Below are 23,600 nucleotides of genomic sequence, written 5' to 3'. Positions count from 1 at the left end.
TTCGGCAGAAGCTCAAATAACAAATATCCATTTTACGCCGAAATGAAGACGCTGTTCATACCAAAGTTTTTGGTGGATTTAAAGGGCAAGGTACTATTGTTTAAAAATATCCAAATTATGAAAAAGCGATTTTTATTGTGCACAGCCCTTTTATCATGCACCATTATGGCCCGGGCACAAAAACCGGATACCGCACAAGTGCTGGTACACTACAAGTTTTCCCACATCAGGGATACCGCCAACCGGGAGCACCCCTACACCGAGAACATGGTTTTGATTGTAGGAAAAAATGCCGGGGTTTACAAAAGTTATGACAAGCAGCTGCAGGATGCGCTATTTAAAAAGCAGGTGCAGGAACAGGTAGCCAACTCACCCGATGGGCATGTAAATATCCAGCGGAGATCATCGGGCTCAGGTACAGACTATTACCAGTTCCCGAATGGTAAAAAACTGGCAAGGAAAGAACCGCTCCTGTTCAATAGCTATCTCATAACAGATGCCCTGCCCGCCATAGAATGGGAAATAGGCAGCGATACAGCAACGTTTGGAGGCTTGCATTGCCAAAAAGCAACAGGTCATTTCAAGGGAAGGGATTATACGGCCTGGTTCAGTCCTGATCTGCCGCTGCATATAGGCCCCTGGAAACTCAATGGACTACCGGGGGTGATTGTAGAGGCTTATGATACCAAAAAAGAAGTTTATTTTAAGTTTGACGGGATTGAAAAAGCGGTCATCTCTCCGCAAAAAAGTGATCAGCCGGCCAGCCCGGCCCCGGATAACCAGGGACGGATGGCCGTGATGATAGGCATGGACGACCCGGTTGGCGATCCAAATATCATCCAGCTCCCCACCAATGCCATTAAAACTACCGAAAAGGAGTTTTCCAAATTGCAGGAGGCCATGCGAAAAGACCCGAATGCCTTTGCCCAGTCAATGGTGGCTGCACAGGCGGCAAGTCAGGGCAGGCCAGCCCCAAAAATCGATATCAGGATCGGGCCGCAGCCGGTGATCAATAACCCGATAGAATTGCCTGAAAAGAAATGAGCCGGATTATAAAGTCAGTATGGTTGCTGGTTATAGGGTTACTATTTTCGGCTCCCGGCTTTGGTCAAAGTATTAAGGGCACAGTGAAAGACAGCAGCGGGAAACCGGTGCCTTATGCCACCATTAACCTCAAAAACGCGGCCACTAATAACATTATAAACTATACCATTACCGATACGAAAGGCGCTTACATTTTGCCGGTCCCGGCAGATACACCCGTGAGCGGCCTGCTGGTCGAGGTGCGTTGTATAGGCTATAAAAATCAGAGCAGGGGCATTACGGATTTGCAAGCTCCCGTTGATTTCACTTTGTCTGTTTCCATCAACCAGTTACAGGCCGTAGTGATTAAAAGCAGCCGGCCGGTGTTGCGGACAAACGGTGATACCCTAAGCTATAAAGTATCTGATTTCAGCAGTGTGCAGGACAGGGTTATTGGCGATGTGATCAAAAAACTGCCGGGTATAACGGTTGCCGCTGATGGCAGGATCAGCTATAACAATAAGCCGATCTCCAACCTGTACATCGGTGGTGATAACCTGCTGGACGATAAATATAATATCGCTACCACTACCATTCCCCAAGGGGTGGTAGACCAGGTGCAGGTGATCCAGAACCACCAGCCCGTTAAAGTGCTCCAAAATAAAGTAGTGAGCGACGATGTGGCGCTCAACCTCAGCTTCAAAAAAGGCGCTAAATTACAGATGGTGGGGCAAGAGAGCATCGGCGCGGGCTTACCGGGCAATTATGATATAGATTTGAACGCCATGATGTTTAAGGATAAGTACAAAGCCATTAATTACCTTAAAGGCAATAACACAGGTAACGACCTGCAGCAGGACCTGGTATCGCACAATTTTGCCGATTATATGCAGCGGATCGATAACGATGTGCCGGCCACCATGTTATCGCTTGGTTCGGTGAATGACCCGGCTTTATCACGTAACCGGTATTTATTCAATCGCTCGGGGATCCTCAATCTCAATAACCTGGTCAATTTTAAAAAGAATGTGCAGATGAAGATCAATGCTTACTATTTGCGCGATACCCGGCGGCAGGACTACAGCCAGCACACCACCATCTTTTTACCCGGCGATACGGTACGCTATAATGAAACGCAACGTAACCGCTTCCGCCCCGACATATTGCATACCCAGTTTACGCTGAACATTAACCAGGATAAATATTACCTGAACGATGTGTTGCTGATGGACAACAACCGGTCCACCAATTACTCAAACCTGAATACAAACGGCAGCATGGTAAACCAGGTATTTAAAGATAACGCGCTGAATTTTTCTAATGAATTTAACCTGATCAAATCCTTAAGATCCAACAACATTATCCAGGCTTACTCCTATATCAGTCATTCGACTGAGCCCGAGAGCAGGACAATTGGGCCTGACTATAACAATTCAATATTTAACAATAATGTCCCTTATGCGCAGTTGGTGCAAAATGTAAATGTACCTGCGTGGTATACCAATAACTATATCTCTTTCAAAATACCGTCGAACCTTATCACGCAAAGTTTCAGAACAGGGTTCAGCGTTCAATCACAAAAGTTAAACTCAGATCTAAAAGTTGTACAGACAGATAACACGGTTAACCTTGAATCAGACAGTTCCATCAACCATTTAAACTGGACAAGAAAAAAACTGTACGCCGAAGCGGCTTATGATCTGCCGGGCAGTATCCTCAAAGTGAACCTCACCTTGCCGTTAAGTCTGCAGCAGATCAATTATTCGGATAGCCTGTACGCGCTGCGCAAGGGTTTAACAAGGTTATATTTCAACCCGCAATTAAAGGTAAAATATCAAACCGGTATGGAGAACTACCTGAATTTGCTTTACAGCTACCGCAACGAGTCGGGTACTATAGAAGATATGTACCAGGGCTATATCCTGAAGGATTACCGGACACTTTATGCCAATAATGCCGGCCTTACCGAACGGCAGAACCAGTTGGCCGCCCTTGGATTTAACTACCGCAAAGCGCTAACCCTTTTGTTCGCCAGCCTGAACATTGTTTATAACCATATCGCTTCCAATAATATCGCTTCAGAAGTAATTACCAACACCCTGCGGCAGCGTGTAGTACTGCCATATTCCAACAGTACCGATTCGTGGACGGTGAACGGCACTGTCAGCAAATATTCCTTTGCATTAAAAACCACTTTCAGCGGAGGGGTACAATGGCAAAGTAATAAGTCGGTGCAGATCCAGAATAATGCGCTGCTGCCTTTCAATACCATTTCCAGAACTATAAATGCCGGCGCGGATACCAAAGTGAATGAGCAGGTAAACTTTAGCTATAAAGCTGCATTTACCCAAATCCTAAGTCATTCAGCAGCTGAGGCATCGGCTTATCATATTAACCAGTTGCTTCAGCAAGCATCGTTAAACTATAACCCTGTAACCTATTTGCAGTTCAAATTATCAGGCGAGCATTACTTTACCCGCCAGCAGGGCAATCCTGACCTTAAATATTTTTTTGCAGATGCTTCTGCAAAATTCAGGGTCGAAAAATGGAAGACCGACCTGGAGCTGAGCGCTGCTAATTTTCTGAACGTAAAAACTTATAACACGCTTTATTTATCGGCCAATACATTAACCGCCAGTTCGTATACCCTCCCGGGAAGGGTTACACTGCTCAAAATAATGTTTCATATTTGAGTGGTATCAGGTTTTTTCAGGCAGCCTATCCGGCCTGCTGCTCCTCTTCCGTCAGTTTCAGCAATGTGGTTTCATTTTTTATGCGGATGCTTTTGCCCGATATTTCGATGATCTCCTCGTCGATAAAATCATTTATGGTGCGGAACAGCGACTCATATGCTGCCCCTGTAAATGAGGCCAGATCCTGCCGGGTAAGTTCAATATTGATAAAACCATCTTCGTTAAGTCCGAATTTGTTTTTAAGCGAAATAAAAGCCTGGGCTACGCGGCCCTTAACGGGCATATGCGCCAGATTACGCATCCGTTTTTCGGATTCCTGCAATTCGTTGGCAAAGAAGCGCATCAGCTTAATAACAAAGTTATTGTTAACCTGCAGGGTACTTTCAAAAAAGGGCATTTCGATATAGCAAATTATACCCGCCTCAATGGCTGTGGCCGAAACCGGATAAAACTCAGTACTGCCTAAACCAAGATGCCCAACAATATCGCCTTCGCGGGCAAAACGGAGAATAAGCTCTTTTTCCTTATCCCACTTTTTATGAACCTTTACCGTTCCCGAATAAACAAAGTAAATGCCAGTAACGGGATCACCTTCTTTAAAGATCTGCTGCCCCTTTTTTACAATGATATTTTTCCTGGCGGCACTGATTGCCGGGATCCAATCGGGCAGGCAGTGTGTGCATAAAAAGCAAGTCCCCAAATCGCATTTATCTTTGTTTTTCGCCATTTATTGATTTGTATTTAAGCCGGTACTGTTATAAAAACATGCTAATTTATTAAAAGCGGCGGCCTTTTGGCTGTTCCCAGGTAGCCATGTTAAAAATAACTCCCAAACTTAACAATACCGCACCGCCAAAAACAGGCCATGGAAATGAGCGGATGCCATTGATGTTAATGCTCCACGGATGGGAATCGAAAGGATTAACGGTATTCAGGTTCCTGAATAGCAACAATCCGGCAATGATGCTTGCGGCACCTAAAACAGAAAGAATAATGCTGGTAATTTTCATAATTATTGTTTGTGCAATGATTTTTATTAAAAACTAAGCAAATGTTGAATAAAAACATTGCATGTGCAATATAAAATTGAAAATAAATTTATTTATGCTGCTTTAAGTATTACCTTTGCAAGAAAAATAGCACAGTCCCCTAAAACGGAACGGGACTAATCAAAACATGGAAACAAAACAGAACGCCATCCCGGTTTCACCCTCATTAAATGATCTTTACAATTTTAAATCCGGCTTAAAAGGCACCAGGCAAATGAAAACAAGGCTGATCTTTATATCGGCACTTTGTATTCTTATTGCCGGCCTTATCAGCGTAATAGCCAAAGGCCTTATCTATCTTATTAATATTGTTACCAATATCTCATTTTACGGAACGCTGGATGCCGGCTTTCACAGCCCGGCCAATAACCATTTGGGTTTATGGGTAATTGTTATACCGGCTATAGGCGGCATTATAGTAGGCATTATGGCCCTGTATGGCTCCAAGGCGATCAGGGGGCATGGCATACCAGAAGCAATGGAGCAGATCCTGGTAAATAAAAGCAAAATAAAACCGATTATAACTTTTCTGAAACCCGTATCATCGGCCATAGCCATAGGTACCGGCGGGCCATTTGGCGCCGAGGGACCTATTATTGCAACCGGCGGGGCACTTGGTTCAACCTTTGGCCAGTTATTCAAAATATCGCCCAACGAGCGTAAAATTATTTTGGCAGCAGGAGCAACAGCGGGCATGTCGGCCATATTTGGCACACCCATAGCAGCGGTGTTTTTAGCTATTGAGCTGTTGCTGTTCGAGTTTTCGCCCCGGGCCATATTACCGGTGGCATTAGCTTGTATCACCGGAGCAGCCGGGCACCATCTGTTATTTGAAGCCGGACCTGTATTCCCGATGCCTGATGTAGATACACCTTCAAATACCGCCCTGGCTATTTATAGCATCATTGGCCTGGTCATTGGCTTTATATCATTGGGGCTTACCAAAATAGTTTATTTTATTGAAGATAGCTTTGAAAAACTGCCCATCCACTGGATGTGGTGGCCTGCAATTGGTGGCCTGGCGGTAGGCCTGATAGGTTATTTTGCACCGCACACCCTCGGCGTAGGATATGATAATATTATTACTATTCTTTCGGGCACATTATCATTGATGCTAATTGTGCGTTTGTGTTTATTCAAATTTCTTTCATGGGCTATAGCCCTGGGCAGCGGCACGTCGGGTGGTACGCTTGCTCCCTTGTTAACCATTGGCGGCGCGGCTGGTGCGGCTTTTGGCGCATTGGTACACCTGGTATTTCCTGATGCGGGCATAAGTGTTCCAATAGCTGCGCTTATTGGTATGGCCGCTATGTTTGCAGGCGCTTCAAGGGCTTATTTAACCAGTATCACCTTCGCGCTGGAGGCTACCATGCAATCGCATGCATTACTGCCTTTGCTTGGTGCCTGCACAGCATCGTACCTGGTTTCATTCTTCCTGATGGAAAATACCATCATGACCGAAAAAATTGCCCGCCGTGGGGTATACACCCCTGATTCATACGAACCTGATCTGTTACAGGTATTGACTGTTGCCGACGTTAATAATGAAGTTGGTGAAACCTTAAAAAGCAATAGTACCATAGCCGAAACAAGGGCCTGGCTTACCGGAAATAATATTACCCAAAGTTTTTTTATAGTGATTAAAAATGATGGCAGCTATGCAGGCATGGTTAGCCTGACCGACATTTATAACCATAGTATTTCTGCCGAACTCACCATAAGTAATATAACCAAGGCAAGTAAACAGGCCGTGAGGAGCAATGATCCCCTGAAACGTGTTGTGGAGATCATGGCTGAAGAATCGGCAGAGGTGCTTCCCGTTATTGCCGCCGGAAATACCATAGCCGGGCAAATCTCCTATAAAGAGATCTTAAACACCTACTATCAGTATGTTGCCGAAAACCGGAAGCAAAACACGCAGATCTCCCTTAAACGGCGTAGACTTAAAATTGCCGCCCGTGGCCGCAGCAGGGCTAAATCTTAAAAACAAAAGGCGTTTGAATTAAAAAAGAAACCCCGCGTGACGTAAGATCAGGCGGGGTTTCTTTTTTTCTGAACGTTCCTGTCTCGTAAAAAATTAAATACGCCGAAACTGGGTTATTGCTTATTTATTCTATAGCTTTGATTTATAAAATGTTGCCGCTTGTTTAGCAACGTTTTATCCTCCATTTCTGCCAATTACACCTGTTTGATTTAACGTTGCTGTTGAAAGTAATATTTAACCATTAAATCATATTTTATGAAAAAATTTGTAATTGAAAGGGAGCTGCCCGGCGCCGGTAACCTATCGCCCGAAGAATTACAGGCGATTTCACAGGCATCGTGTTCGGTTGTGAATGAATTGGGTAAGCCCTACCATTGGATCCAATCGTTTGTTACTGCCGATAAGATCTATTGCATCCACATTGCCGAAAGTGAAGATGTTATTCGCGAACATGCCATGAAAGGCGGCTTCCCGGTAAGCAGTATTGCCGAAGTTAAGGCCATCATTGACCCAACAACAAGCACCGCGACAGTTTAATATGATTGTTGTTAAAAGAAGAAAGGCCCATAATTTTATTACAGGCCCTTCTTCTTTTTAATTTGGTATTGGTTAATTCCCGACCGAACCTTGTGAGCCGGTTTTAAACAACGGATCTTCTTTAAAATAAGCACCACCGTTAAAACTAATCACATAATCAGATTTGAAATGCGTACTTTTTTTATAATAATCGGTGCTAATGATCTGTGCACCTGATTTTTGCGCTGCTATAAACGAGCTCATATCATTTGCGCGGGCTTCTTCTGTATCCGAGTCGGCACGGGTACGGATAATGTAACCTTTCTTAACCAGTTTTTGAATGGCTGCCAGGTCCTTTTTAGCATCATTCATAATGTGAATGGCGGCTTCAGGTGTGCCCGGCAATGCATCGGCAAACAATACACGGCCTTTTAACGATGGGTGACCGGCGATATAGGCAGCTCTTTTTTCGCCTTTTTCATCAAGAATAAAAATGAACTTCCCTTTGGCCGCTTTCAACGTCGGCCAGTTGTTATGCAATACGGCAGCTTCAAGGGTTTTGTATGTGCCGCGCACATCATCCGGGGTAATTAAATATTGTTTGCCCAGGTTGTTTAAAATTTCTTTATCCAGATTGTCAAAGGTTTTAGCTGTAAATTTTTCCGGAACAGTGAACCCTGGTTTTTTTGACGGCTCGTCTTTAGCATTCATGGTAATGTAAATGGGATTATGATCAGGATGTTCATCACTCCATTTCTTCAACTCCTGCAGGCAAAGCTTAAAAGTTGCGCAGTTGCTGCGGTAGTCGATATCTTCAATATGAAAAACCTTAAAACCAGGTTCTTTCATTACGCCCCGGGTATCAAACGCCGGCTGTCCCGGCACCCAGTCCAACCCTTTGGGGTGGGCATATCTGCCACCTTTGGTATCAGCATAAACGTCAATTTCCAAAGCGTTTAATCCTAAATTAAGCTGGTCGGTAAGACTGATGTGCTCATAATCTATCTTACTCATACCAACCGAATCGCGCTTTTGCAAAAAACGGAATAGTTTGGGATCAATTGCCTGCTTATAGCTGTTGTGCGATCCTATTACCTGGAAATGGTTCATTTTCTGGTCGCCTGGGTTGCTCAATAGCGCTGATGCTGAAAGAATAATGCCCCCGATTAATCCGCCTGTAAGTTTCATTTTGGTAAATATATTATTGGTTTAACAAAACAAGCGCAAAAGGCCTGGCTTTTGCGCTTGTATAAAAAATGTTACTAATTAATAACCCGGGTTCTGTTTCAGGTTAGGGTTGGTTTTTAATTCGGTTGATGGAATCGGATATAACCTACGGGTTGGATCGGTGTTCATTTTCAGGTCGTCCGTTTTGCCGCCCATAACCGGTAGTGGATATTCTTTCTCAAACAAACCATAGCGGATCAGGTCATTACGGCGCCATGCTTCCCATGAAAGCTCACGTGCGCGCTCATCCAGCAAAGCATCCAGGTCAATTGATGTAGCAAGCTCCGCGTGGGCACGGCTGCGTAGTTTGTTTACCAAAGTAAGCGGAGTTTGTGCGTCACCGTTTATGGTAGTAGGGGCAGCACCACGTAATATAGCTTCAGCTTTCATCAGGTAAATATCGGCCAAACGGAATACCGGTACATCGTTACTGTTTAAACGGGTAGCCTGGATGATGTTAACGTCAGGATAGTATTTAATTGAACGTACCCCTTCCGATTGCGAAGTTGTCACATCATTACCCAAATCCATTGGTTTTAAACCGGTAAGGGTTAGTGTTGGGATAATGTTAATTTGCTTGGTTGCGTTCGGGGCCGGGTAATAAACCGGTTGATTGGTGAAGCCGCCATTGCCATCAGGATAATATTGCGGACCGGCCAGCCATGTTTTGCTACGGTCATCGCCGGGAATATTAAAGCGGTTATAAAACTCGGGGGTGGTGCTCATGGCTATACTTAAGCCTACGTTAAAACCGTATGCCTGGGCCAGGTAATAAAAAAAGCCGAAACGGGTAAACTGGTTGCCCGGGATCTGCTGATCGTAAGGGACCGCGAAGATGGTTTCATTAATTGCAGGGCCGTTTGTTGGCAAAAATATATCCCTGTATTTAGCATCCAGGAAATAATTGGTGTTAGCCTGTACGCTATCACACATGGTAACGGTTTCCTGGTAACGGGTGGTGCCTGTATATATACCAGAGTTCAGGTACATTTTTGCAAGCAGGGCAAACACCATGCCTTTTGTCGGGCGGCCGTACTGGCCTACGTTTGTTGCTGCGTTGCTGGTTTTAGCGGGCAATAACGGCAAAACGCTTTTAAGCTCGCTTTCAATAAACTCATACACTTTTGCGCGTGGCTGATTGGTAGGTTGCGTAGTTACCGGAAAGTCGGTGATGATAGGAACGTTTCCATACAGGTCCATCATGAAGTAAAGGTACAAAGCGCGCATTGCTTTAACCTCGGCAATTGATGACGCTTTTTTTTCCGCTGTTGATGATGAGGCATTGATAACGGTGATAATACGGTTACAAGTGTTGATACCGCCGAAACCCCACTGCCATACGCCGATAACGTTAGGATGGTCAAAGGTCCAGGTGTGGTAGTGTAACTGGCGGTACTGGCCACCGTCGTCGAAGTTACCGTCGCGGGCAGGCAAAATAGCCTCATCGGTCGACATATCCTGCATGCGCCAGTATGGTACTGCGTAACTTGACGACAGGTTTGAATAAATGGTACCCAGTAATGCCGTATAATCGGCATCAGTAACCGGGAAGTTTGATTTTACATATTGTGATTCAACAGGTACATCTAATTTTGTACATGAATATGTGCCAATCATGGTAGCGAAAGCGGCACATGCTAAAAATATCTTTTTCATCTTTTGTCTTTCTGGGTTTATTAGAATTGTGCAGTTATACCTAAGCTGAACGTGCGTGTTTTAGGATAGAAATCGCGGTTATCGATACCCGGGGTTAAACCGCCGATATTAACTTCGGGATCAACACCACGGTATTTTGTGATGATAAAAATGTTGTTACCCGATGCATAAAAACGCAGGCTTTTTATAGCCTGGATGTGTGGCTTAACGGTATAGCCCAAAGTAGCATTATCCAAACGCAGGTATGAACCACTTTCAAGGAAACGATCAGAGATTAGGTAGGCGTTGATATCCTTAAATGATTCGCCCAAAGTGAACCTTGGGATGTTCTGCAGTCTCGCGTCGGCCGGGTTGTTCAATGAGGCAAGCGTTGCATTCAGTATCTTGTTGCCATATACGCCGCGAACCAGGAAATTAAGATCAAAGTTTTTATAGAAGAAGCTGTTGCTCCAGCCATAAACCAATTTGGGCTGGGCATCATATTTTATAAACTGATCAGAAGTTAAGGGCTGGGTTGCCACTACCGATCCATCTGCTTTTTGGTAGGTACTTACACCATTGGCGTTTTTACCCATATAGTGCCACAGGTCAAAAGTACCAATAGCATAACCAGGCTGTATGATCTGGCTGTAATTGCCTGATTGGCCTTTACCGCCCAACTGGGCCGTTTGAATAAAAGGAAGCGTGAACCGGCTGTTTGATAAACTTTCAACAACGTTTTTGTTATGCGAAACGTTGAATGAAGTGCGCCATGTAAAGCTTTGCGATTTTACCGGTATCGCGTTTATGACAACCTCAATACCGTTGTTTTTAATTTTACCTACGTTGGCTGTATAAAACGGATAGAAATATAAAGTAGATGAAACCGGATAGGTAGCGATCAGATCGGATGTTTTTTTAACATAGTAATCAACCGAACCGGTAATGCGGTTATTCAATATACCAAAATCCAAACCGATATTGGTTGTACCGGTACTTTCCCATTTCAAATCGGGGTTATCATTACGTACCGGGCCGATAGGATTAACAATGTTACCATTGCTTAAAAATTTACCACCACCAGGAGGCACACCATAAATCAGGCGGGCAGTAAAGGCATCGAAGCCTAAGCTGTTACCCGAAACACCATAACCTGCTCTTAATTTCAGGTCGCTGATAACCGGGATCGATTTCATAAAATCCTCGCTGATAATCTTCCATCCGACAGATACAGCAGGGAAGTAACCGTGACGGGTATTTAAACCAAATGCAGATGAACCGTCTTCCCTGATTGAAGCCTGCAGCAAGTATTTATCAGAAAACTGATATTGCGCACGGGCATAAAACGATATCAACCTTAAAGTTGAGATATAGGTAATAGCCGGAGCATTAGAGTTTATAGCATAATTAGGATTAAAAATTATTTGCGAAAGCTGGGTAGGATTAGAGAACGGCAAATAATTGTAGGTTAGGGCATCGTTTGAAAAGTTTTGGGTTTGTACGCCAAAACCATCATTGTTACGATCTTGCTGATAAGAGTAACCGCCCAATAATTTCAATGAGTGCTGGCCAAATACCCGGTCGTAGTTAAAATAAGCTTCTACTACGTTACTGGTATTAGTGTAAGCACTGCGGCTGGCCACGCCATGAGCGTTAACAAAGATGCCCGATTGGCTTGTTGAGTAAATGTTAACGTTGTTCTGCTCTTTTTGGGTTGACCCGGTTAAGGTGAATTTCAAGCCTTTTAAAATGTCAACCTGTGCCGACCCGTTTATTAACGTTTTGTTGTTTTCTGTTCTTATAAAGTTATTATCAATTAATGATAAAGGGTTTAACGGGCCACTGCCTGTACGGGTGTAATTTTCTTTATAAGTACCATCGGGGTTAAACGGGCTTACTGTTGGCAGATAAAATAAAATGCCCGATAACACCTGGCTTTGATATATGTCATTGTTTTTAGTAGCGCTATTGGTTAAATTAATGCTCAGTTTTAAACGGTCATTAAAAAAACGCTGATTGATATAACCTTTGTAAATGGTACGCTCAAGGCTGGTATTTTTTAATATACCATTGTTTTTTAAATAATTGACACTTGCCCCATATTCCGAATTGGTACCCGCACCACCGTATGAAAGGTTATGGTTTTGCGAATAACTGGTTTTTTCGGCTAATTTTTGCCAGTTGGTGTTTGAGCCATCGTCGTCTGTTGGCTTTGAAAGCGCGGCTACACCATTGTCGGCGAGGTATTTGCGAAGTTCGTCGGCGGTAAGTACGTCAATGTTTTTTGATACTTTTTCAACAGCGCCATAGCCGCTGTATGTTAACCTGGTTTGGCCGGTTTTAGCTTTACGGGTAGTAACAATGATTACACCATTTGACGCGCGTGAACCGTATATAGCGGTTGATGACGCGTCCTTTAATACATCAATGCTTTCGATATCGGCAGGAGCCAAAAGATCTATTGACGCGCCGGGTACGCCGTCAATCACATAAAATGGTTGCTGTGCAGCACCTTCACGAAACGTTGACGGCCCCCTTAAAATGGTGGCAGGCTGTTTGTTAGGGTCACCGCTTTTGGTAATGTTTAAACCGGCAACTTTACCCTGCAATAGTTCGGCAGGAGTAGTTAAAACGCCGTTGTTAAATTCTTCGGCTTTTACCGAGGTAATAGCGCCTGTTACATCTTTACGGCTGGCTGTGCCGTAACCAATTACCACAACATCTTTAAGCTGTTTGGTATCGGTAACCATCGTAACATTTACCGTGTTCTTTTCGCCAACAGTAACCTCCTTTGGTACCGAACCTAAAAAGGTAAATTTAAGTACATCGCCGGCGCCGCTTGTTTTTACGGTATAGGCACCGTTAGCGTTGGTTGAGGTTGATCGCCCCGAACTTTTTACGGTCACCACTACGCCGGGTAAAGGAAGATTACTTTCATCGGTAACGGTACCCTTTATAGTGCCGTCCTGTGCAAAAACCGCTGACGAGGCCATAAGCATCAGCATAAAAAGACAAATCGTTTTACCCGATCTGTGCCATAATCTAAGAATAGATCTGTAGTTTTTTTCCATAGTTTTTAATTAAAGATAAACTCCTGTTTTAATAGTTGCCCAAGTTGAGATAGTAGGGCGATAATTGGTGCAAAGCAACGGTAGTTTTATTATCAGGAAATAAATATAGGGTTAACTTATCTATTAATTAAAATCAATATTGTTTTTCTTATTTATGCTGTTTTTGGCTGGTTTTCAGCTTTTTACTATTGATTAATAATCGGGCTTTGTTAACCCGGGATTAACAATGTTTAAATTTTGGCGTTTTGTAAAAAGGGTGTTATGAAGCGCCTGCTAAAAAATTTGACTTTTTTAAAATTGATGGAAAAAGACACGTTTAGAGCAACGGCCCAATTTACCGGTTGGCCAGCGAGATCATTGTGTAGGCTCCATTGGTTTGAATAGTAAACATAAACTCGCTGTTTTGGTAAATCTTGCTTCCGGGTTTTCCATAAATTATGTCCCTGAAGTCGTGACTTTCAAGATAGTCCTGGAATGAATGATCGTGCAACACAGGACACATGTACAGGAGTTGTTCCATCCTGATGGCGAGGGCCGTTTTTCGTTTTTTATTTTCCCATCTGTCTTTATCCTGGTTAAAAGTCCATCCGCTGCTGATTTTATTGAGTTCGGTAGTATAAACGCCCGGCCCGGCTTTCATAAGCCGGATCATATCGGCAGGGGTAATTTCTCTTTCTGCTGTGTTTGATTTGCGCCATGGATGAAAAGCAAGCAATAATATCAATAACGTAGCCGTTAGAAGGCCGATCCAAAGGTAATTTCGGCTTTTTGAAGGTTCGGGGGGCAGCGGATATTCGTGTGGGAACAATTCATTTTTGACCACAGAAAGTGTATACTTTGCTTCAGTCCGGGCAACGCCTTCTGCAACCAGTAAAGCTTCAATTTCATGATCCGAATTACCATCGGTTATCATCCATTTTATCTGCTCAATAATTTGTTGCTTCTCCATTGGTAATGATAACAGGGTTAGGTTTAGTTTTGAAACTCAAGATACATATTTTTATAAAGGCAACATAACGGGAATTAAAAATGCAGGTGGCGTTTCCTGAACGGGATACGCAAGGTAAAAGCGGTACTATTTTTTTAGCGTACAGTTTATAATTATTATTGCACCGCTATAGTTCTTCAAAACCAAATGAAACGTATCCTCCCGGTAATCGTACTCTCCCAGTTTTTTTGCACTTCACTGTGGTTTGCAGGCAATGCGGTTATGGGCGATATAGCCAAACAATTACAGCTTGAACCATCTTATCTGGCTTACTTAACAAGCGCGGTTCAGCTTGGCTTTATTACCGGCACCCTTGTTTTTGCCATCCTTGGTATTGCCGACAGGTTTTCGCCAGTAAGGGTGTTTTTTACCTGTGCGCTTATTGCCGCAGCTGTCAATGCGTTGGCATGTTTACCCGGAACAGATGCTGCGATAATATTAATGCTAAGGTTTACCATAGGTTTTTTCCTGGCAGGGATTTACCCGGTGGGCATGAAGATAGCCTCAGACCATTATCCGCAGGGATTGGGAAAAGCTCTCGGTTTTTTGGTTGGAGCATTGGTTTTGGGCACAGCGTTGCCGCACCTGCTTAAAAACCTGATGGCCACGTTGCCATGGCGGTACGTTATCTTGTCGACATCGATATTAGCCGTTTTGGGCGGATGTACGATGATATTATTGGTACCCGACGGTCCGGAAAGGAAGCAGGGAGTGGCGCTTAATCCGGCTGCGTTTTTACAAAGTTTTCGAAACAGGCAATTCAGGGCAGCAGCCTTTGGTTATTTTGGCCACATGTGGGAGCTTTATGCTTTTTGGGCTTTTGTCCCCATGATGCTAACCGCCTACAATAATCGGTTCTCAAATGCAGTTTTGAATGTCCCCTTATTGTCTTTTCTCATTATTGGGATGGGCGCTTTGGCCTGTGCAGCCAGCGGTATCATATCGAAATATCTGGGTGTGAAAAAAGTAGCTACCATCGCGTTGACAATTTCTTGCACCTGTTGCCTGGTATCGCCGCTATTTTTATTTACCGGCTCGACATGGATATTGATTTCATTTTTATTGATATGGGCTATTGCAGTCATTGCCGATTCGCCGTTGTTTTCAACATTGGTTGCGCAAAATGCCTATCAGCAATCAAGAGGAACCGCGCTAACCATTGTCAATTGCTTCGGTTTTGCTGTTACCATTGTAAGTATTCAACTGATCTCGGCTTTACGAACGGCCGAAAACGCGCGATATATTTACATGCTACTGGCCATAGGGCCGGTTTGGGGATTAATGGCACTGATAACAGGGCGGAACACTCACCAAGGATAGAAAAGAGAAAAGCTCCGGATCATAAACCCGGAGCTTTTCTCTTTATTGCTTAATTATTAAATGCTTACCTGAATTTAATATTAACACTTCCGCCCGATGCTTCGGCTTTAACCGGGATGCCGCCGCCATTGTATTTACCGTTAACCCGTTCCTTTTCCCATTGTCCGTTAAATTTAGCAACAGATGATGGCGACACGCCTTCACCTCGCAGGTCGAGGTCGTAGCCCTGGTTTTGCGGAAGTTCGATATCAACGTTACCGGCGCTTGATTCCAGTTTAAGATATTTGCCAACTTTTAGCATTTGAGCGTACAGACCACCGCCGCTGGTTTGCGCGCTAATACTCCCTGCCATGCGTTTAAGATCAATGCTGCCTCCTGATGTGCTGGTGATGAGCTCACCACTGATATTATTGCCGTTAACACCGCCACCACTGGTTTCGGCGTTAATATTACCCTTTAAATTTTCTAAAGTTATACCACCGCCACTGGTTTCAAGCCTGATCCTGCCGTTACAGTTTTTAGCCTCAATACCGCCTCCGCTGGTTTCAAGCGAAATATCATCGCCCGAATTGGAAACATGAATGCCGCCGCCCGAGGTGTTACCGCGGATGGTACCGTAAAGCCTGTCGATAGTTAAACCGCCGCCGCTGGTGCTAAATTTTTCGTTGCCTTTTAAGTTATCAAGACCAATACCGCCGCCGCTGGTTTCCAGGTCGGTTGCGCATTGCTGCGGTACATAAATACGAAACGAGATGCTCAATGAGCTTCTCCAGTTAAAAAAGTTTTGACGCTTGCTTTTTGCAATGGCCCTAACTTCATGTCCGCTAACAGATATATCAAGTGTATAATCCTTATCAAGGCGTTTTTTGATCTCTTCCTTTGAAAGATCATTCCCGTTGTTGCCTTTAATATAAACTTCCACCCGCGGAGCTTGCCCGGCCTGCCCGCTAACTACGATACCTCCGGCCGATGTACGTACCACGGCGCTGGTAATAGCATCGTTAGCCAATGATTTGGTAAGATATAACGAACGGCTGTCGCCATCTTGCGCTGCCGCCACTGCGGTTTGCCCGGCAAGCAGAAGAAGTAAAATATAATTTTTCATAAAAGGGGTTTTAATCGTGATACAACTATGACCACACTTTACCCCCATACGTTACAGGTGTTTTAATTTTTATTTAGGCAGTTCAACCCAGCAAATCCCATAAATTACCAAAGGGGTCTTTAAAAACTGCAACTGTACCATATGATTCAACCTGGGGCTCACGAACGAATTCTATGTTCTCGTTCTTCATCGCATGGTAGTCGCGCCAAAAATCATCGGTCCTTAAAAAAAGGAATACACGGCCACCCGTTTGCTGTCCTATCCGACTTTTTTGTTCATCACCTACGGCCTTTGCTAACAGCAAGCTACACTCAAATGCTCCCCTGGGTCTTACCAACACCCATCTTTTATTTTCGTTGATCAGGGTATCTTCAATTAAGTCGAAATTCAATTTCTCCGTGTAAAATTGAATTGCTTCATCGTAGTTATCTACAACTACAGTAATATGTGCTATAAATTGTTTCATGAATCAGATTATAACCGCCATTTAAACGCCATGCTGTCGATAGCCCGCATCGTACATAAAATTCCGTTTAAATGATCGTGCTCATGCTGCATCAGTTCAGATAGGGCATCCGTCATTACCCACTGCTGTTGCTGCCAGTTTTCGTCAAGGTAATTTACGGTGATGGTTTTATGCCTTTTAACTTTCACCAGCAGGTTAGGAAAGCTCATGCAATCGTCCCAAAGTTCAAAAAGTTCATCGCTGGCGTCCTGTATTTCGGGGTTAATGAAAACTACAGGCTTGTCAATATTCATGTAAACGAGGCGTTTCATAATGCTCAGTTGGGGAGCAGCGATAGCCCGGCCAAAGTTGTATTTTTGCCTGATCTCCTGCATTACATGGTGCATATCTTCAACCCAACCGCTTACCAGCGGCAATTCGTTTCGTAATACCGGCGGGCAAACCTGGTAAAGACGCTCATCGCCAAGCAGCAAAATATCGTTCAATTTTTTCATTCCATAGTAAAACGTAAATTTATCACTTACGGAATCACATTAATCCCTCATGAATTGCTTTAACTTTATATCAAGACCCAAATAAGCGGAAATGCCGGAAAGTTAAACATTGACTTTCTTATCCAAATAAAGTTTTTTTGTAGTTATTTTTATCACATGCAGCCAAAAGAAATTTTAAAAGAACACGTAAGCAAAACCGCCTCCCTAACCGACGAGCAGTTCGATTATTTCTTTTCGCATTTTACCTACAAAACATTCAAAAAAGGGCAAACTATAATCGGGGAGGGTGATAAAGTAGACTGTGAGTATTTCGTACTTTCGGGCTATCTGAAGTCGTTTTTTATTAACGACGACATGAAAATGTTCATCCTGCAGTTTGCTATGCCTACCTGGTGGGCTTCAGATTATAACGCGCTTTACAGCGGCGAGCGCGCTACAATTAGCCTGGATTGTATTACGGATGCCGAAGTACTTTGCCTCACCGGTCACGATCGCGAAAAGCTTTGTAATGAAATTCACGCAAGCGAGCACTTTTTTCGCTGGCGTACCAACAGGGGCTATGTAGCTGCTCAAAAAAGGCTGCTGTCATTTATGAATAACAACGCCAGGCATCGTTATGAAGAGCTGCTGGCGCAGTACCCTACCTTGTACAATGTGGTTCCTAAACAATTAATAGCCTCATACTTAGGCGTTTCAAGGGAAACATTGAGCCGTTTATACCATTCTTAAAATGTGACGTACATCACATAAATAAAGCGGTGTTTCAATTGTGATGTAGGTCACATAGTTTCCAGGCCATTAGTCCCCAACTTTGTATCGTCATTAAAGACATAACAAAATGGAAACTCAAAAATTTGAAATCATCAGCGCAAAAAGTAACATCGACTGGATTGGTCGTAAGGTTACAGGCGCACACAATGGTACCATCGCTATAAAAGAAGGTTCTTTAACTTTTGCAGATGGACAATTAACCGGCGGTAAATTCGATATCGACACCACCTCTATTAAAATTCTTGACATAACTGACCCGGCTACCAACGCCCAGTTTGCTGGCCACCTTGCTTCCGACGACTTCTTTAATTCAGAAAATTATCCCGAAGCCCAATTTGTGGTTACTGCGATCAACAAAGGTAGCAACGGCACTTATCGGATCACCGGCGACCTGACCATAAAAGGCATCACTCATTCCGTAAGTTTTGACGCGCAGGTTGCTACCGCAGCCGATACGGTAAGCGCAACCGGTAAAGTTGTGGTCGACCGTACCAAATATGGTATGAGGTTTCGTTCCGGAAACTTTTTTAAAGACCTGGGCGATACACTTATCTACAATGATTTTGACCTGAATGTAAACATAACCGCAAAAGCTGTTTAAAACAGCTTTTGCTTAAAAACTAAAGCCATGCCATACGTAAAAATTGAACTGACCCGCGAAGGTGTTACCCGCGAGCAGAAACAAATCCTGATAAAGGGTGTAACCGATTTAATTACCGATACCCTGAACAAAGACCCGCATTTAACCCATGTAGTGATCAGCGAAATTGAGCTGGATGATTGGGGATATGCCGGCGAACAGACATCAGTATTAAGAGAAAGAGGCATCACTGCCGACAAGAAGTAAAACAATGAAAAAGCAAACAATAATCGTTACCGGAGCATCATCCGGTATCGGTAAAGAAATAGCCCGTTATTTTTTAGAAAAGGGCGATAACGTAGTCATTAACTCAACAACTGCCGATAAACTGGAAGCTGTTTACCAGGAGTTGGGGGCTGGCGATAACCTGGCCATGGTTGTCGGAAACGTAAGCGATAAAGCCACAGGCGAAAAGCTGGCCCAAACAGCTCTTGATAAATTTGGAAGCGTAGATGTGCTGATTAACAACGCCGGTATTTTTGAAACCAGGCCGTTCCTTGAAGTTGATGAAGCCTACCTCGACCGTTTTTTAAACACCAACCTTAAAGGTACTTACTTCACCACCCAGGCCGCGATTCCGCAAATGCTTAAACAGCATGATGGTGTGGTGATCAATATAGGTACGCCATTGGTTAACCATGCCCTTGGAGGTGTGCCCATTACAGCACAAATGGCATCAAAAGGCGCTATACACGCGCTTACTATACAACTGGCCGGTGAGTTTGGTAAAGATAATATCCGGGTAAATACTATTGCGCCCGGTACTATCCGTACCCCAATGCACGGTGATGATGCCGACCAAAGCGCAGGATTACACCTGCTGAACCGGGTGGGCGAAGTTGAGGACGTAGCCCAAATGGTGTACGCCGTTGCCAAAAACAATTTCATCAGCGGGGCCATTATCAATGTTGATGGAGGCATGGCGGCAGGCCATAATTTAAATTGAGTGTAAAATTCTTTTAGCAATTGCATTATGCCTTGCTTAGCGGCAGGCATAATGTTTAATTTATCAATAAAAATGGAAACTAACGATCAAAGCAAAGCTGCCATTGAACAGGCGCTTGAAAATTACTACTTCAAAGGGATTTATGAAGGTAATTTAGATTTGTTAAACCAGGTAATGAATACCGGCACCTTGCTTTTTGGCGATGCAAAAGGACAGCCTTATGCCAAAACATTGGATGTTTATTTGGATGGGGTAAAAAACAGGGTAAGCCCTAAGGATTCGGGCAAACCATTTAACGGGAAAATCATTTCTGTTAAAGTGGTAAATTCAATTGCCGTTGCCGAAGTACAGGTAAAAATGTATGATTTTAATTACCATGAGTTTTTGTCATTCCATAAACTCGGCGGCAAGTGGCTCATTGTAAATAAAATGATCAGCGATACGAATTAATTTCGTTTCAGTGATAAATTGACCTATGGTCTTCCGTCAGAAGTTGTAAGCTCTAAGTGCAGAAAAAGAAAATCAGACTTGTGACTTCAGACTTAGTACTATCCACTTAATACTAAAATCATGTGGTATAACACAAAAGCATCGGAAATGCTGGGTATTGATTACCCGATTTTACAAGGGCCTTTTGGCGGTAATTTATCGTCGGTTGAATTGGTAGCCGCGGTATCAAATGCAGGCGGACTGGGCGGTTATGGGGCTTATACCCTAAATGCCCCCGAAATCGCGGCGGTTGATAAACAGATCAGGGCCGCAACCAACAAGCCATATAATATCAACCTGTGGGTTTCGGAAACAGACGCGCCGAACGGTGAAGCTACTGATGAGCAGTTTGAACAGGCAGCACAATTGTTTAAACCTTATTTTGACGAAGCCGGGATCCCGTTGCCCGCTAAACCGGCTCCGTTTAAATTACGATTTGAAAACCAGTTGCAGGTGATCTTTGATCTGCGACCAAAAGTATTCAGCTTTATGTTTGGCACCCTACCTGCGGATGTTTTGGAGCAATGCCGCAGACTGGGTATTGTTACTGTTGGTGCTGCTACCACATTGGATGAAGCTATAGCTTTAGAAGCCACCGGGGTAGATATGATAATTGCGTCGGGCTTTGAGGCGGGCGGCCACAGACCATCATTTCTCGCCCCTGCCGAAGCTTCAACTACAGGCACTTTTGTGTTACTTCAGCTGATAAAAGATAAAGTTAAAACACCTGTTATTGCCGCCGGTGGCATTGCCAGCGGCAGAGGAGTAGCAGCAGCTTTAACATTAGGTGCCGATGCTGCACAGATAGGGACTGCTTTTTTGGCCGTTGATGAATCGGGTGCACTTCCCGTCCACAGGCAAATGCTGTTCTCAGATGCAGCGAAATATACTACCTTGTCCCGCGCGTTTACAGGCAGGCTTGGCCGGGGTATTACCAGCAGGATTGCTAAAGACCTGGCCGGAAAGGAAGCCGGATTTTTACCCTTCCCCCTCCAAACAACTTTTATGTCGCCGTTAAGGAAAGCCGCGCTTGAGCAGCAAAAATGGGATATGATTTTGTTTTGGGGCGGACAGATAGCGCCAATATTAAAACACACCAAAGCAGCCGCGTTGATGCAATCATTAATTGAAGACACTACTAAAATTATGAACCCATGAAAAGCGAAGTTAATGTAACCTACCTGGGTGGACCAACCATCATTTTGGAGATCGGCGGCTTAAGGCTTATGACCGACCCTACGCTTGACCCCGCGGGTGAGCAGTTCATGATCAACGATAAGCCTGCTTACCATAAAACCGAAGGCCCGGCTACTACCGACATCGGTAAAATAGATGTGGTTTTACTAAGCCATGACCAGCACGGCGATAATCTTGACCATGCCGGCCGGGAACTGCTGAAACAGGTTGATAAAACATTAACCACCCAAATAGGAGCCGAAAGATTAGGCGGCAATGCCCTTGGCCTGGCTCCATGGGAAAGTATTGCGCTTAACGATGAAGTAGTTATAACCGGCACCCCTGCAAGACACGGCCCGGCAGGCAGCGAAAAACTTACCGGTGATGTAACGGGTTTTATTATAACTATTGCCGGGCTCCAGATCTATATTACCGGGGATACCGTGTTTTATGATGGCGTAAAGGAGGTTGCAGAAAAATTTAAACCTCAATATGTATTCATTTTTGCCGGGGCAGCCAAACCCCGCGGCCCGTTCAACGTAACTATGGGTACTAATGATGCTATTGATACCGCCTTTGCCTTTCCTGATGCTACAATCATTCCGGTGCATTTTGAGGGCTGGTCGCATTATACCGAAACGGGCGAGATGCTGCAGCAATCATTTAACGCGCTGGGCATTGGCGGTCAGCTCAGGATTTTACAGCCGGGCGTAAAAACAAATTTATAAGCAATTACTGGTATCATTCCCGCTCGTGGCCGGTAATTTGGGGTTCTGATAAAATTTCGGGTTCTTCAATTGATGCAACCACCTTTTTAGCGGCGCGCTCTGTAGCAAATGATGCAACCACGCAGGTAACCAGTATCAATATAATGGTGCCGTTCAGGATATTGTCGTCAATAATCTGCGCCTTGTATCCCACTAAAATAATGGCAAGGGTAGCCGCGGCATGTGCACTGCTTAAACCAAAAATGAGGTTACGCTGTATGCCCGAATATTTGAATATTTTTTGGGTAGATAATGCCGCCAGCCATTTACCCAGCAAGGCTCCAAGCGTTAAGCTTACTGCCACAATGGTAGCCTGCGGTCCGCGGCCCAGCACACGCAAATCAACCAGCATACCTACACTAATCAGGAAGAATGGAATAAATATGGTATTACCCACAAAATCGATCCTGCTCATTAAGGTTGATGACTGCTGTACCGCTTTATTTAAAGCAAGCCCCGCCACAAAGGCCCCAATAATGGGTTCAACCCCAGCCAGCTGGGATAAAAAGGCCGACACAAACACAATAAAAAGCACAAACACATATGGCAGTGTTTTACTATCGCGATAGCGGTTAAAAAACCAGTTTGCCAGCGGCGGGATCAGCACAAACATGATGAACGCGAATATCGAAAGCGAAATCATCAGCTGCAGCCAGAAGCCGAACCCCAGTCCCCCATCCTTAGCGCCCATAATTACAGGCAGCAAAATCAGTACGGCGGTATCGGTCAATATAGTGCCCCCTACACTTATGGCGACGGCCTCATTTTTTGCGACGCCATATTTGCTCACTATGGGATAGGCCACCAGTGTATGCGTGGCAAACATACTGGCCGTTAAGGCCGATGTTATTAACGAATAACCGAGCGCATAATAACAAATAGGAAAACCGATGAGTATGGGAATACAGAAAGTAAAGAAGCCAAACACAAAGCTTTTATGTTTCTTCTGCTTAAACTCGTTCAGATCAAGCTCGATGCCGGCAATGAACATAATATAGAGCAGCCCGATGGTAGAGAACAGCTCAACCGCCGAGTTTTTGGTGAGCAGGTTTAACCCATGCGGACCAACCGCTATGCCAGCCATAATAAAACCCACAATACCCGGAATTTTGAACTTGCCCATGATGATTGGAGCAAGTAATATGATCAACAATATCAGCGAAAAAACAAGTACCGGGTTACTAAACGGCAGCTCAAGCTGTTGTGTTAACCGGCCCAGGATATCGGCATTATGCATGCC

At 44.2% G+C, this 23,600-nt stretch carries 22 protein-coding genes; 12 read left to right on the top strand and 10 right to left on the bottom strand.

Translation table 11 applies throughout. The features are described 5' to 3' along the window. Positions 1 to 117: 117 nt before the first annotated feature. Both BLP33_RS23185 and BLP33_RS23180 read left to right on the top strand, forming a co-directional pair. A complete protein-coding gene (locus BLP33_RS23185; protein ID WP_090533828.1) occupies positions 118 to 1,044 on the top strand; it encodes a GLPGLI family protein in 927 nt (308 codons plus the stop codon). Continuing rightward, entirely contained in the window at positions 1,041 to 3,716 is a 2,676-nt protein-coding gene (locus tag BLP33_RS23180) for a TonB-dependent receptor (protein WP_090533636.1), read from the top strand. The genes BLP33_RS23185 and BLP33_RS23180 overlap by 4 nt, the downstream gene beginning before the upstream one ends. Before the next feature lie 25 nt (positions 3,717 to 3,741). Here the strand turns inward: BLP33_RS23180 and BLP33_RS23175 are convergent, their stop codons facing one another. After that, the gene (locus BLP33_RS23175) at positions 3,742 to 4,443 is read right to left on the bottom strand and encodes a Crp/Fnr family transcriptional regulator (RefSeq protein ID WP_090533634.1); all 702 of its coding nucleotides are present in this window, start codon (positions 4,441 to 4,443) and stop codon (positions 3,742 to 3,744) included. 49 nt (positions 4,444 to 4,492) lie between these two features. Beyond that, the gene (locus BLP33_RS23170; RefSeq protein WP_090533632.1) at positions 4,493 to 4,726 is read right to left on the bottom strand and encodes a hypothetical protein; all 234 of its coding nucleotides are present in this window, start codon (positions 4,724 to 4,726) and stop codon (positions 4,493 to 4,495) included. Positions 4,727 to 4,892: 166 nt separating this feature from the next. On the opposite strand from BLP33_RS23170, the gene BLP33_RS23165 reads away from it, so the two are divergent. After that, positions 4,893 to 6,749 carry a chloride channel protein gene (locus BLP33_RS23165; protein WP_090533630.1) on the top strand — a complete coding sequence of 619 codons (1,857 nt, stop codon included), beginning with the start codon at positions 4,893 to 4,895 and terminating at the stop codon, positions 6,747 to 6,749. Positions 6,750 to 7,004: 255 nt separating this feature from the next. After that, positions 7,005 to 7,286 carry a DUF4242 domain-containing protein gene (locus BLP33_RS23160; protein ID WP_090533628.1) on the top strand — a complete coding sequence of 94 codons (282 nt, stop codon included), beginning with the start codon at positions 7,005 to 7,007 and terminating at the stop codon, positions 7,284 to 7,286. Positions 7,287 to 7,358: 72 nt separating this feature from the next. Here BLP33_RS23160 and BLP33_RS23155 read toward each other — a convergent pair whose 3' ends face one another. The 4 genes from BLP33_RS23155 to BLP33_RS23140 all read right to left on the bottom strand — a co-directional run bounded on the left by BLP33_RS23155 (position 7,359) and on the right by BLP33_RS23140 (position 14,147). After that, positions 7,359 to 8,453: a phosphatidylinositol-specific phospholipase C1-like protein gene (locus BLP33_RS23155; protein WP_090533626.1), complete on the bottom strand. Its 1,095-nt coding sequence runs from the start codon at positions 8,451 to 8,453 to the stop codon at positions 7,359 to 7,361. Positions 8,454 to 8,531: 78 nt separating this feature from the next. Then, positions 8,532 to 10,148, bottom strand: a complete 1,617-nt coding sequence (locus BLP33_RS23150; protein ID WP_090533624.1) for a RagB/SusD family nutrient uptake outer membrane protein — start codon at positions 10,146 to 10,148, stop codon at positions 8,532 to 8,534. Between the two features lie 20 nt (positions 10,149 to 10,168). Beyond that, positions 10,169 to 13,198 (bottom strand): SusC/RagA family TonB-linked outer membrane protein, encoded by a 3,030-nt coding sequence (locus BLP33_RS23145; protein WP_090533621.1) that lies wholly within the window; start codon positions 13,196 to 13,198, stop codon positions 10,169 to 10,171. Between the two features lie 334 nt (positions 13,199 to 13,532). Beyond that, positions 13,533 to 14,147, bottom strand: coding sequence for a hypothetical protein (locus BLP33_RS23140; RefSeq protein ID WP_090533619.1), 615 nt, complete (start codon positions 14,145 to 14,147; stop codon positions 13,533 to 13,535). 186 nt (positions 14,148 to 14,333) lie between these two features. On the opposite strand from BLP33_RS23140, the gene BLP33_RS23135 reads away from it, so the two are divergent. Next, positions 14,334 to 15,506 (top strand): MFS transporter, encoded by a 1,173-nt coding sequence (locus BLP33_RS23135; protein WP_090533617.1) that lies wholly within the window; start codon positions 14,334 to 14,336, stop codon positions 15,504 to 15,506. Positions 15,507 to 15,570: 64 nt separating this feature from the next. Here BLP33_RS23135 and BLP33_RS23130 read toward each other — a convergent pair whose 3' ends face one another. The 3 genes from BLP33_RS23130 to BLP33_RS23120 all read right to left on the bottom strand — a co-directional run bounded on the left by BLP33_RS23130 (position 15,571) and on the right by BLP33_RS23120 (position 17,571). Continuing rightward, positions 15,571 to 16,611, bottom strand: a complete 1,041-nt coding sequence (locus BLP33_RS23130) for a DUF4097 family beta strand repeat-containing protein (RefSeq protein ID WP_090533615.1) — start codon at positions 16,609 to 16,611, stop codon at positions 15,571 to 15,573. A gap of 82 nt (positions 16,612 to 16,693) precedes the next feature. Next, the gene (locus tag BLP33_RS23125) at positions 16,694 to 17,077 is read right to left on the bottom strand and encodes a VOC family protein (protein ID WP_090533614.1); all 384 of its coding nucleotides are present in this window, start codon (positions 17,075 to 17,077) and stop codon (positions 16,694 to 16,696) included. A gap of 8 nt (positions 17,078 to 17,085) precedes the next feature. Beyond that, on the bottom strand, positions 17,086 to 17,571 hold the full coding sequence (locus tag BLP33_RS23120; protein ID WP_090533611.1) for a peptide deformylase: 486 nt from the start codon (positions 17,569 to 17,571) through the stop codon (positions 17,086 to 17,088). Positions 17,572 to 17,727: 156 nt separating this feature from the next. Between BLP33_RS23120 and BLP33_RS23115 the strand changes: the two genes are divergently transcribed. From BLP33_RS23115 to BLP33_RS23085, 7 genes are all read left to right on the top strand, one after another. Next, on the top strand, positions 17,728 to 18,300 hold the full coding sequence (locus tag BLP33_RS23115) for a Crp/Fnr family transcriptional regulator (RefSeq protein WP_090533609.1): 573 nt from the start codon (positions 17,728 to 17,730) through the stop codon (positions 18,298 to 18,300). Positions 18,301 to 18,409: 109 nt separating this feature from the next. Next, positions 18,410 to 18,943 (top strand): YceI family protein, encoded by a 534-nt coding sequence (locus BLP33_RS23110; RefSeq protein WP_090533607.1) that lies wholly within the window; start codon positions 18,410 to 18,412, stop codon positions 18,941 to 18,943. A 27-nt stretch (positions 18,944 to 18,970) separates the two neighbouring features. After that, on the top strand, positions 18,971 to 19,189 hold the full coding sequence (locus BLP33_RS23105) for a tautomerase family protein (RefSeq protein WP_090533605.1): 219 nt from the start codon (positions 18,971 to 18,973) through the stop codon (positions 19,187 to 19,189). 4 nt (positions 19,190 to 19,193) lie between these two features. Beyond that, the gene (locus tag BLP33_RS23100) at positions 19,194 to 19,928 is read left to right on the top strand and encodes an SDR family NAD(P)-dependent oxidoreductase (RefSeq protein ID WP_090533603.1); all 735 of its coding nucleotides are present in this window, start codon (positions 19,194 to 19,196) and stop codon (positions 19,926 to 19,928) included. A 72-nt stretch (positions 19,929 to 20,000) separates the two neighbouring features. Beyond that, positions 20,001 to 20,378: a nuclear transport factor 2 family protein gene (locus BLP33_RS23095; RefSeq protein ID WP_217633218.1), complete on the top strand. Its 378-nt coding sequence runs from the start codon at positions 20,001 to 20,003 to the stop codon at positions 20,376 to 20,378. Between the two features lie 120 nt (positions 20,379 to 20,498). Then, positions 20,499 to 21,575 (top strand): NAD(P)H-dependent flavin oxidoreductase, encoded by a 1,077-nt coding sequence (locus tag BLP33_RS23090; protein ID WP_090533599.1) that lies wholly within the window; start codon positions 20,499 to 20,501, stop codon positions 21,573 to 21,575. Beyond that, positions 21,572 to 22,321, top strand: coding sequence for an MBL fold metallo-hydrolase (locus BLP33_RS23085; RefSeq protein ID WP_090533597.1), 750 nt, complete (start codon positions 21,572 to 21,574; stop codon positions 22,319 to 22,321). The genes BLP33_RS23090 and BLP33_RS23085 overlap by 4 nt, the downstream gene beginning before the upstream one ends. Before the next feature lie 13 nt (positions 22,322 to 22,334). Here the strand turns inward: BLP33_RS23085 and BLP33_RS23080 are convergent, their stop codons facing one another. After that, entirely contained in the window at positions 22,335 to 23,597 is a 1,263-nt protein-coding gene (locus BLP33_RS23080) for a cation:proton antiporter (protein WP_090533596.1), read from the bottom strand. Positions 23,598 to 23,600 lie beyond the last annotated feature (3 nt).

The organism is Mucilaginibacter sp. NFR10, assembly GCF_900100445.1.
Classification (GTDB): domain Bacteria; phylum Bacteroidota; class Bacteroidia; order Sphingobacteriales; family Sphingobacteriaceae; genus Mucilaginibacter; species Mucilaginibacter rubeus.
Note: the sequence above shows the minus strand (reverse complement) of the source record. Positions and strands in the feature narration are given on the sequence as shown.

Coding starts and splice junctions, on each gene's coding strand:
- BLP33_RS23090 (WP_090533599.1), top strand. CDS start 20,499: ATGTGGTATAACACAAAAGCATCGGAAATGCTGGGTATTGATTACCCG.
- BLP33_RS23185 (WP_090533828.1), top strand. CDS start 118: ATGAAAAAGCGATTTTTATTGTGCACAGCCCTTTTATCATGCACCATT.
- BLP33_RS23150 (WP_090533624.1), bottom strand. CDS start 10,148: ATGAAAAAGATATTTTTAGCATGTGCCGCTTTCGCTACCATGATTGGC.
- BLP33_RS23095 (WP_217633218.1), top strand. CDS start 20,001: ATGGAAACTAACGATCAAAGCAAAGCTGCCATTGAACAGGCGCTTGAA.
- BLP33_RS23175 (WP_090533634.1), bottom strand. CDS start 4,443: ATGGCGAAAAACAAAGATAAATGCGATTTGGGGACTTGCTTTTTATGC.
- BLP33_RS23155 (WP_090533626.1), bottom strand. CDS start 8,453: ATGAAACTTACAGGCGGATTAATCGGGGGCATTATTCTTTCAGCATCA.
- BLP33_RS23125 (WP_090533614.1), bottom strand. CDS start 17,077: ATGAAACAATTTATAGCACATATTACTGTAGTTGTAGATAACTACGAT.
- BLP33_RS23100 (WP_090533603.1), top strand. CDS start 19,194: ATGAAAAAGCAAACAATAATCGTTACCGGAGCATCATCCGGTATCGGT.
- BLP33_RS23180 (WP_090533636.1), top strand. CDS start 1,041: ATGAGCCGGATTATAAAGTCAGTATGGTTGCTGGTTATAGGGTTACTA.
- BLP33_RS23080 (WP_090533596.1), bottom strand. CDS start 23,597: ATGCATAATGCCGATATCCTGGGCCGGTTAACACAACAGCTTGAGCTG.
- BLP33_RS23110 (WP_090533607.1), top strand. CDS start 18,410: ATGGAAACTCAAAAATTTGAAATCATCAGCGCAAAAAGTAACATCGAC.
- BLP33_RS23165 (WP_090533630.1), top strand. CDS start 4,893: ATGGAAACAAAACAGAACGCCATCCCGGTTTCACCCTCATTAAATGAT.
- BLP33_RS23130 (WP_090533615.1), bottom strand. CDS start 16,611: ATGAAAAATTATATTTTACTTCTTCTGCTTGCCGGGCAAACCGCAGTG.
- BLP33_RS23145 (WP_090533621.1), bottom strand. CDS start 13,198: ATGGAAAAAAACTACAGATCTATTCTTAGATTATGGCACAGATCGGGT.
- BLP33_RS23160 (WP_090533628.1), top strand. CDS start 7,005: ATGAAAAAATTTGTAATTGAAAGGGAGCTGCCCGGCGCCGGTAACCTA.
- BLP33_RS23115 (WP_090533609.1), top strand. CDS start 17,728: ATGCAGCCAAAAGAAATTTTAAAAGAACACGTAAGCAAAACCGCCTCC.
- BLP33_RS23105 (WP_090533605.1), top strand. CDS start 18,971: ATGCCATACGTAAAAATTGAACTGACCCGCGAAGGTGTTACCCGCGAG.
- BLP33_RS23085 (WP_090533597.1), top strand. CDS start 21,572: ATGAAAAGCGAAGTTAATGTAACCTACCTGGGTGGACCAACCATCATT.
- BLP33_RS23140 (WP_090533619.1), bottom strand. CDS start 14,147: ATGGAGAAGCAACAAATTATTGAGCAGATAAAATGGATGATAACCGAT.
- BLP33_RS23170 (WP_090533632.1), bottom strand. CDS start 4,726: ATGAAAATTACCAGCATTATTCTTTCTGTTTTAGGTGCCGCAAGCATC.
- BLP33_RS23135 (WP_090533617.1), top strand. CDS start 14,334: ATGAAACGTATCCTCCCGGTAATCGTACTCTCCCAGTTTTTTTGCACT.
- BLP33_RS23120 (WP_090533611.1), bottom strand. CDS start 17,571: ATGAAAAAATTGAACGATATTTTGCTGCTTGGCGATGAGCGTCTTTAC.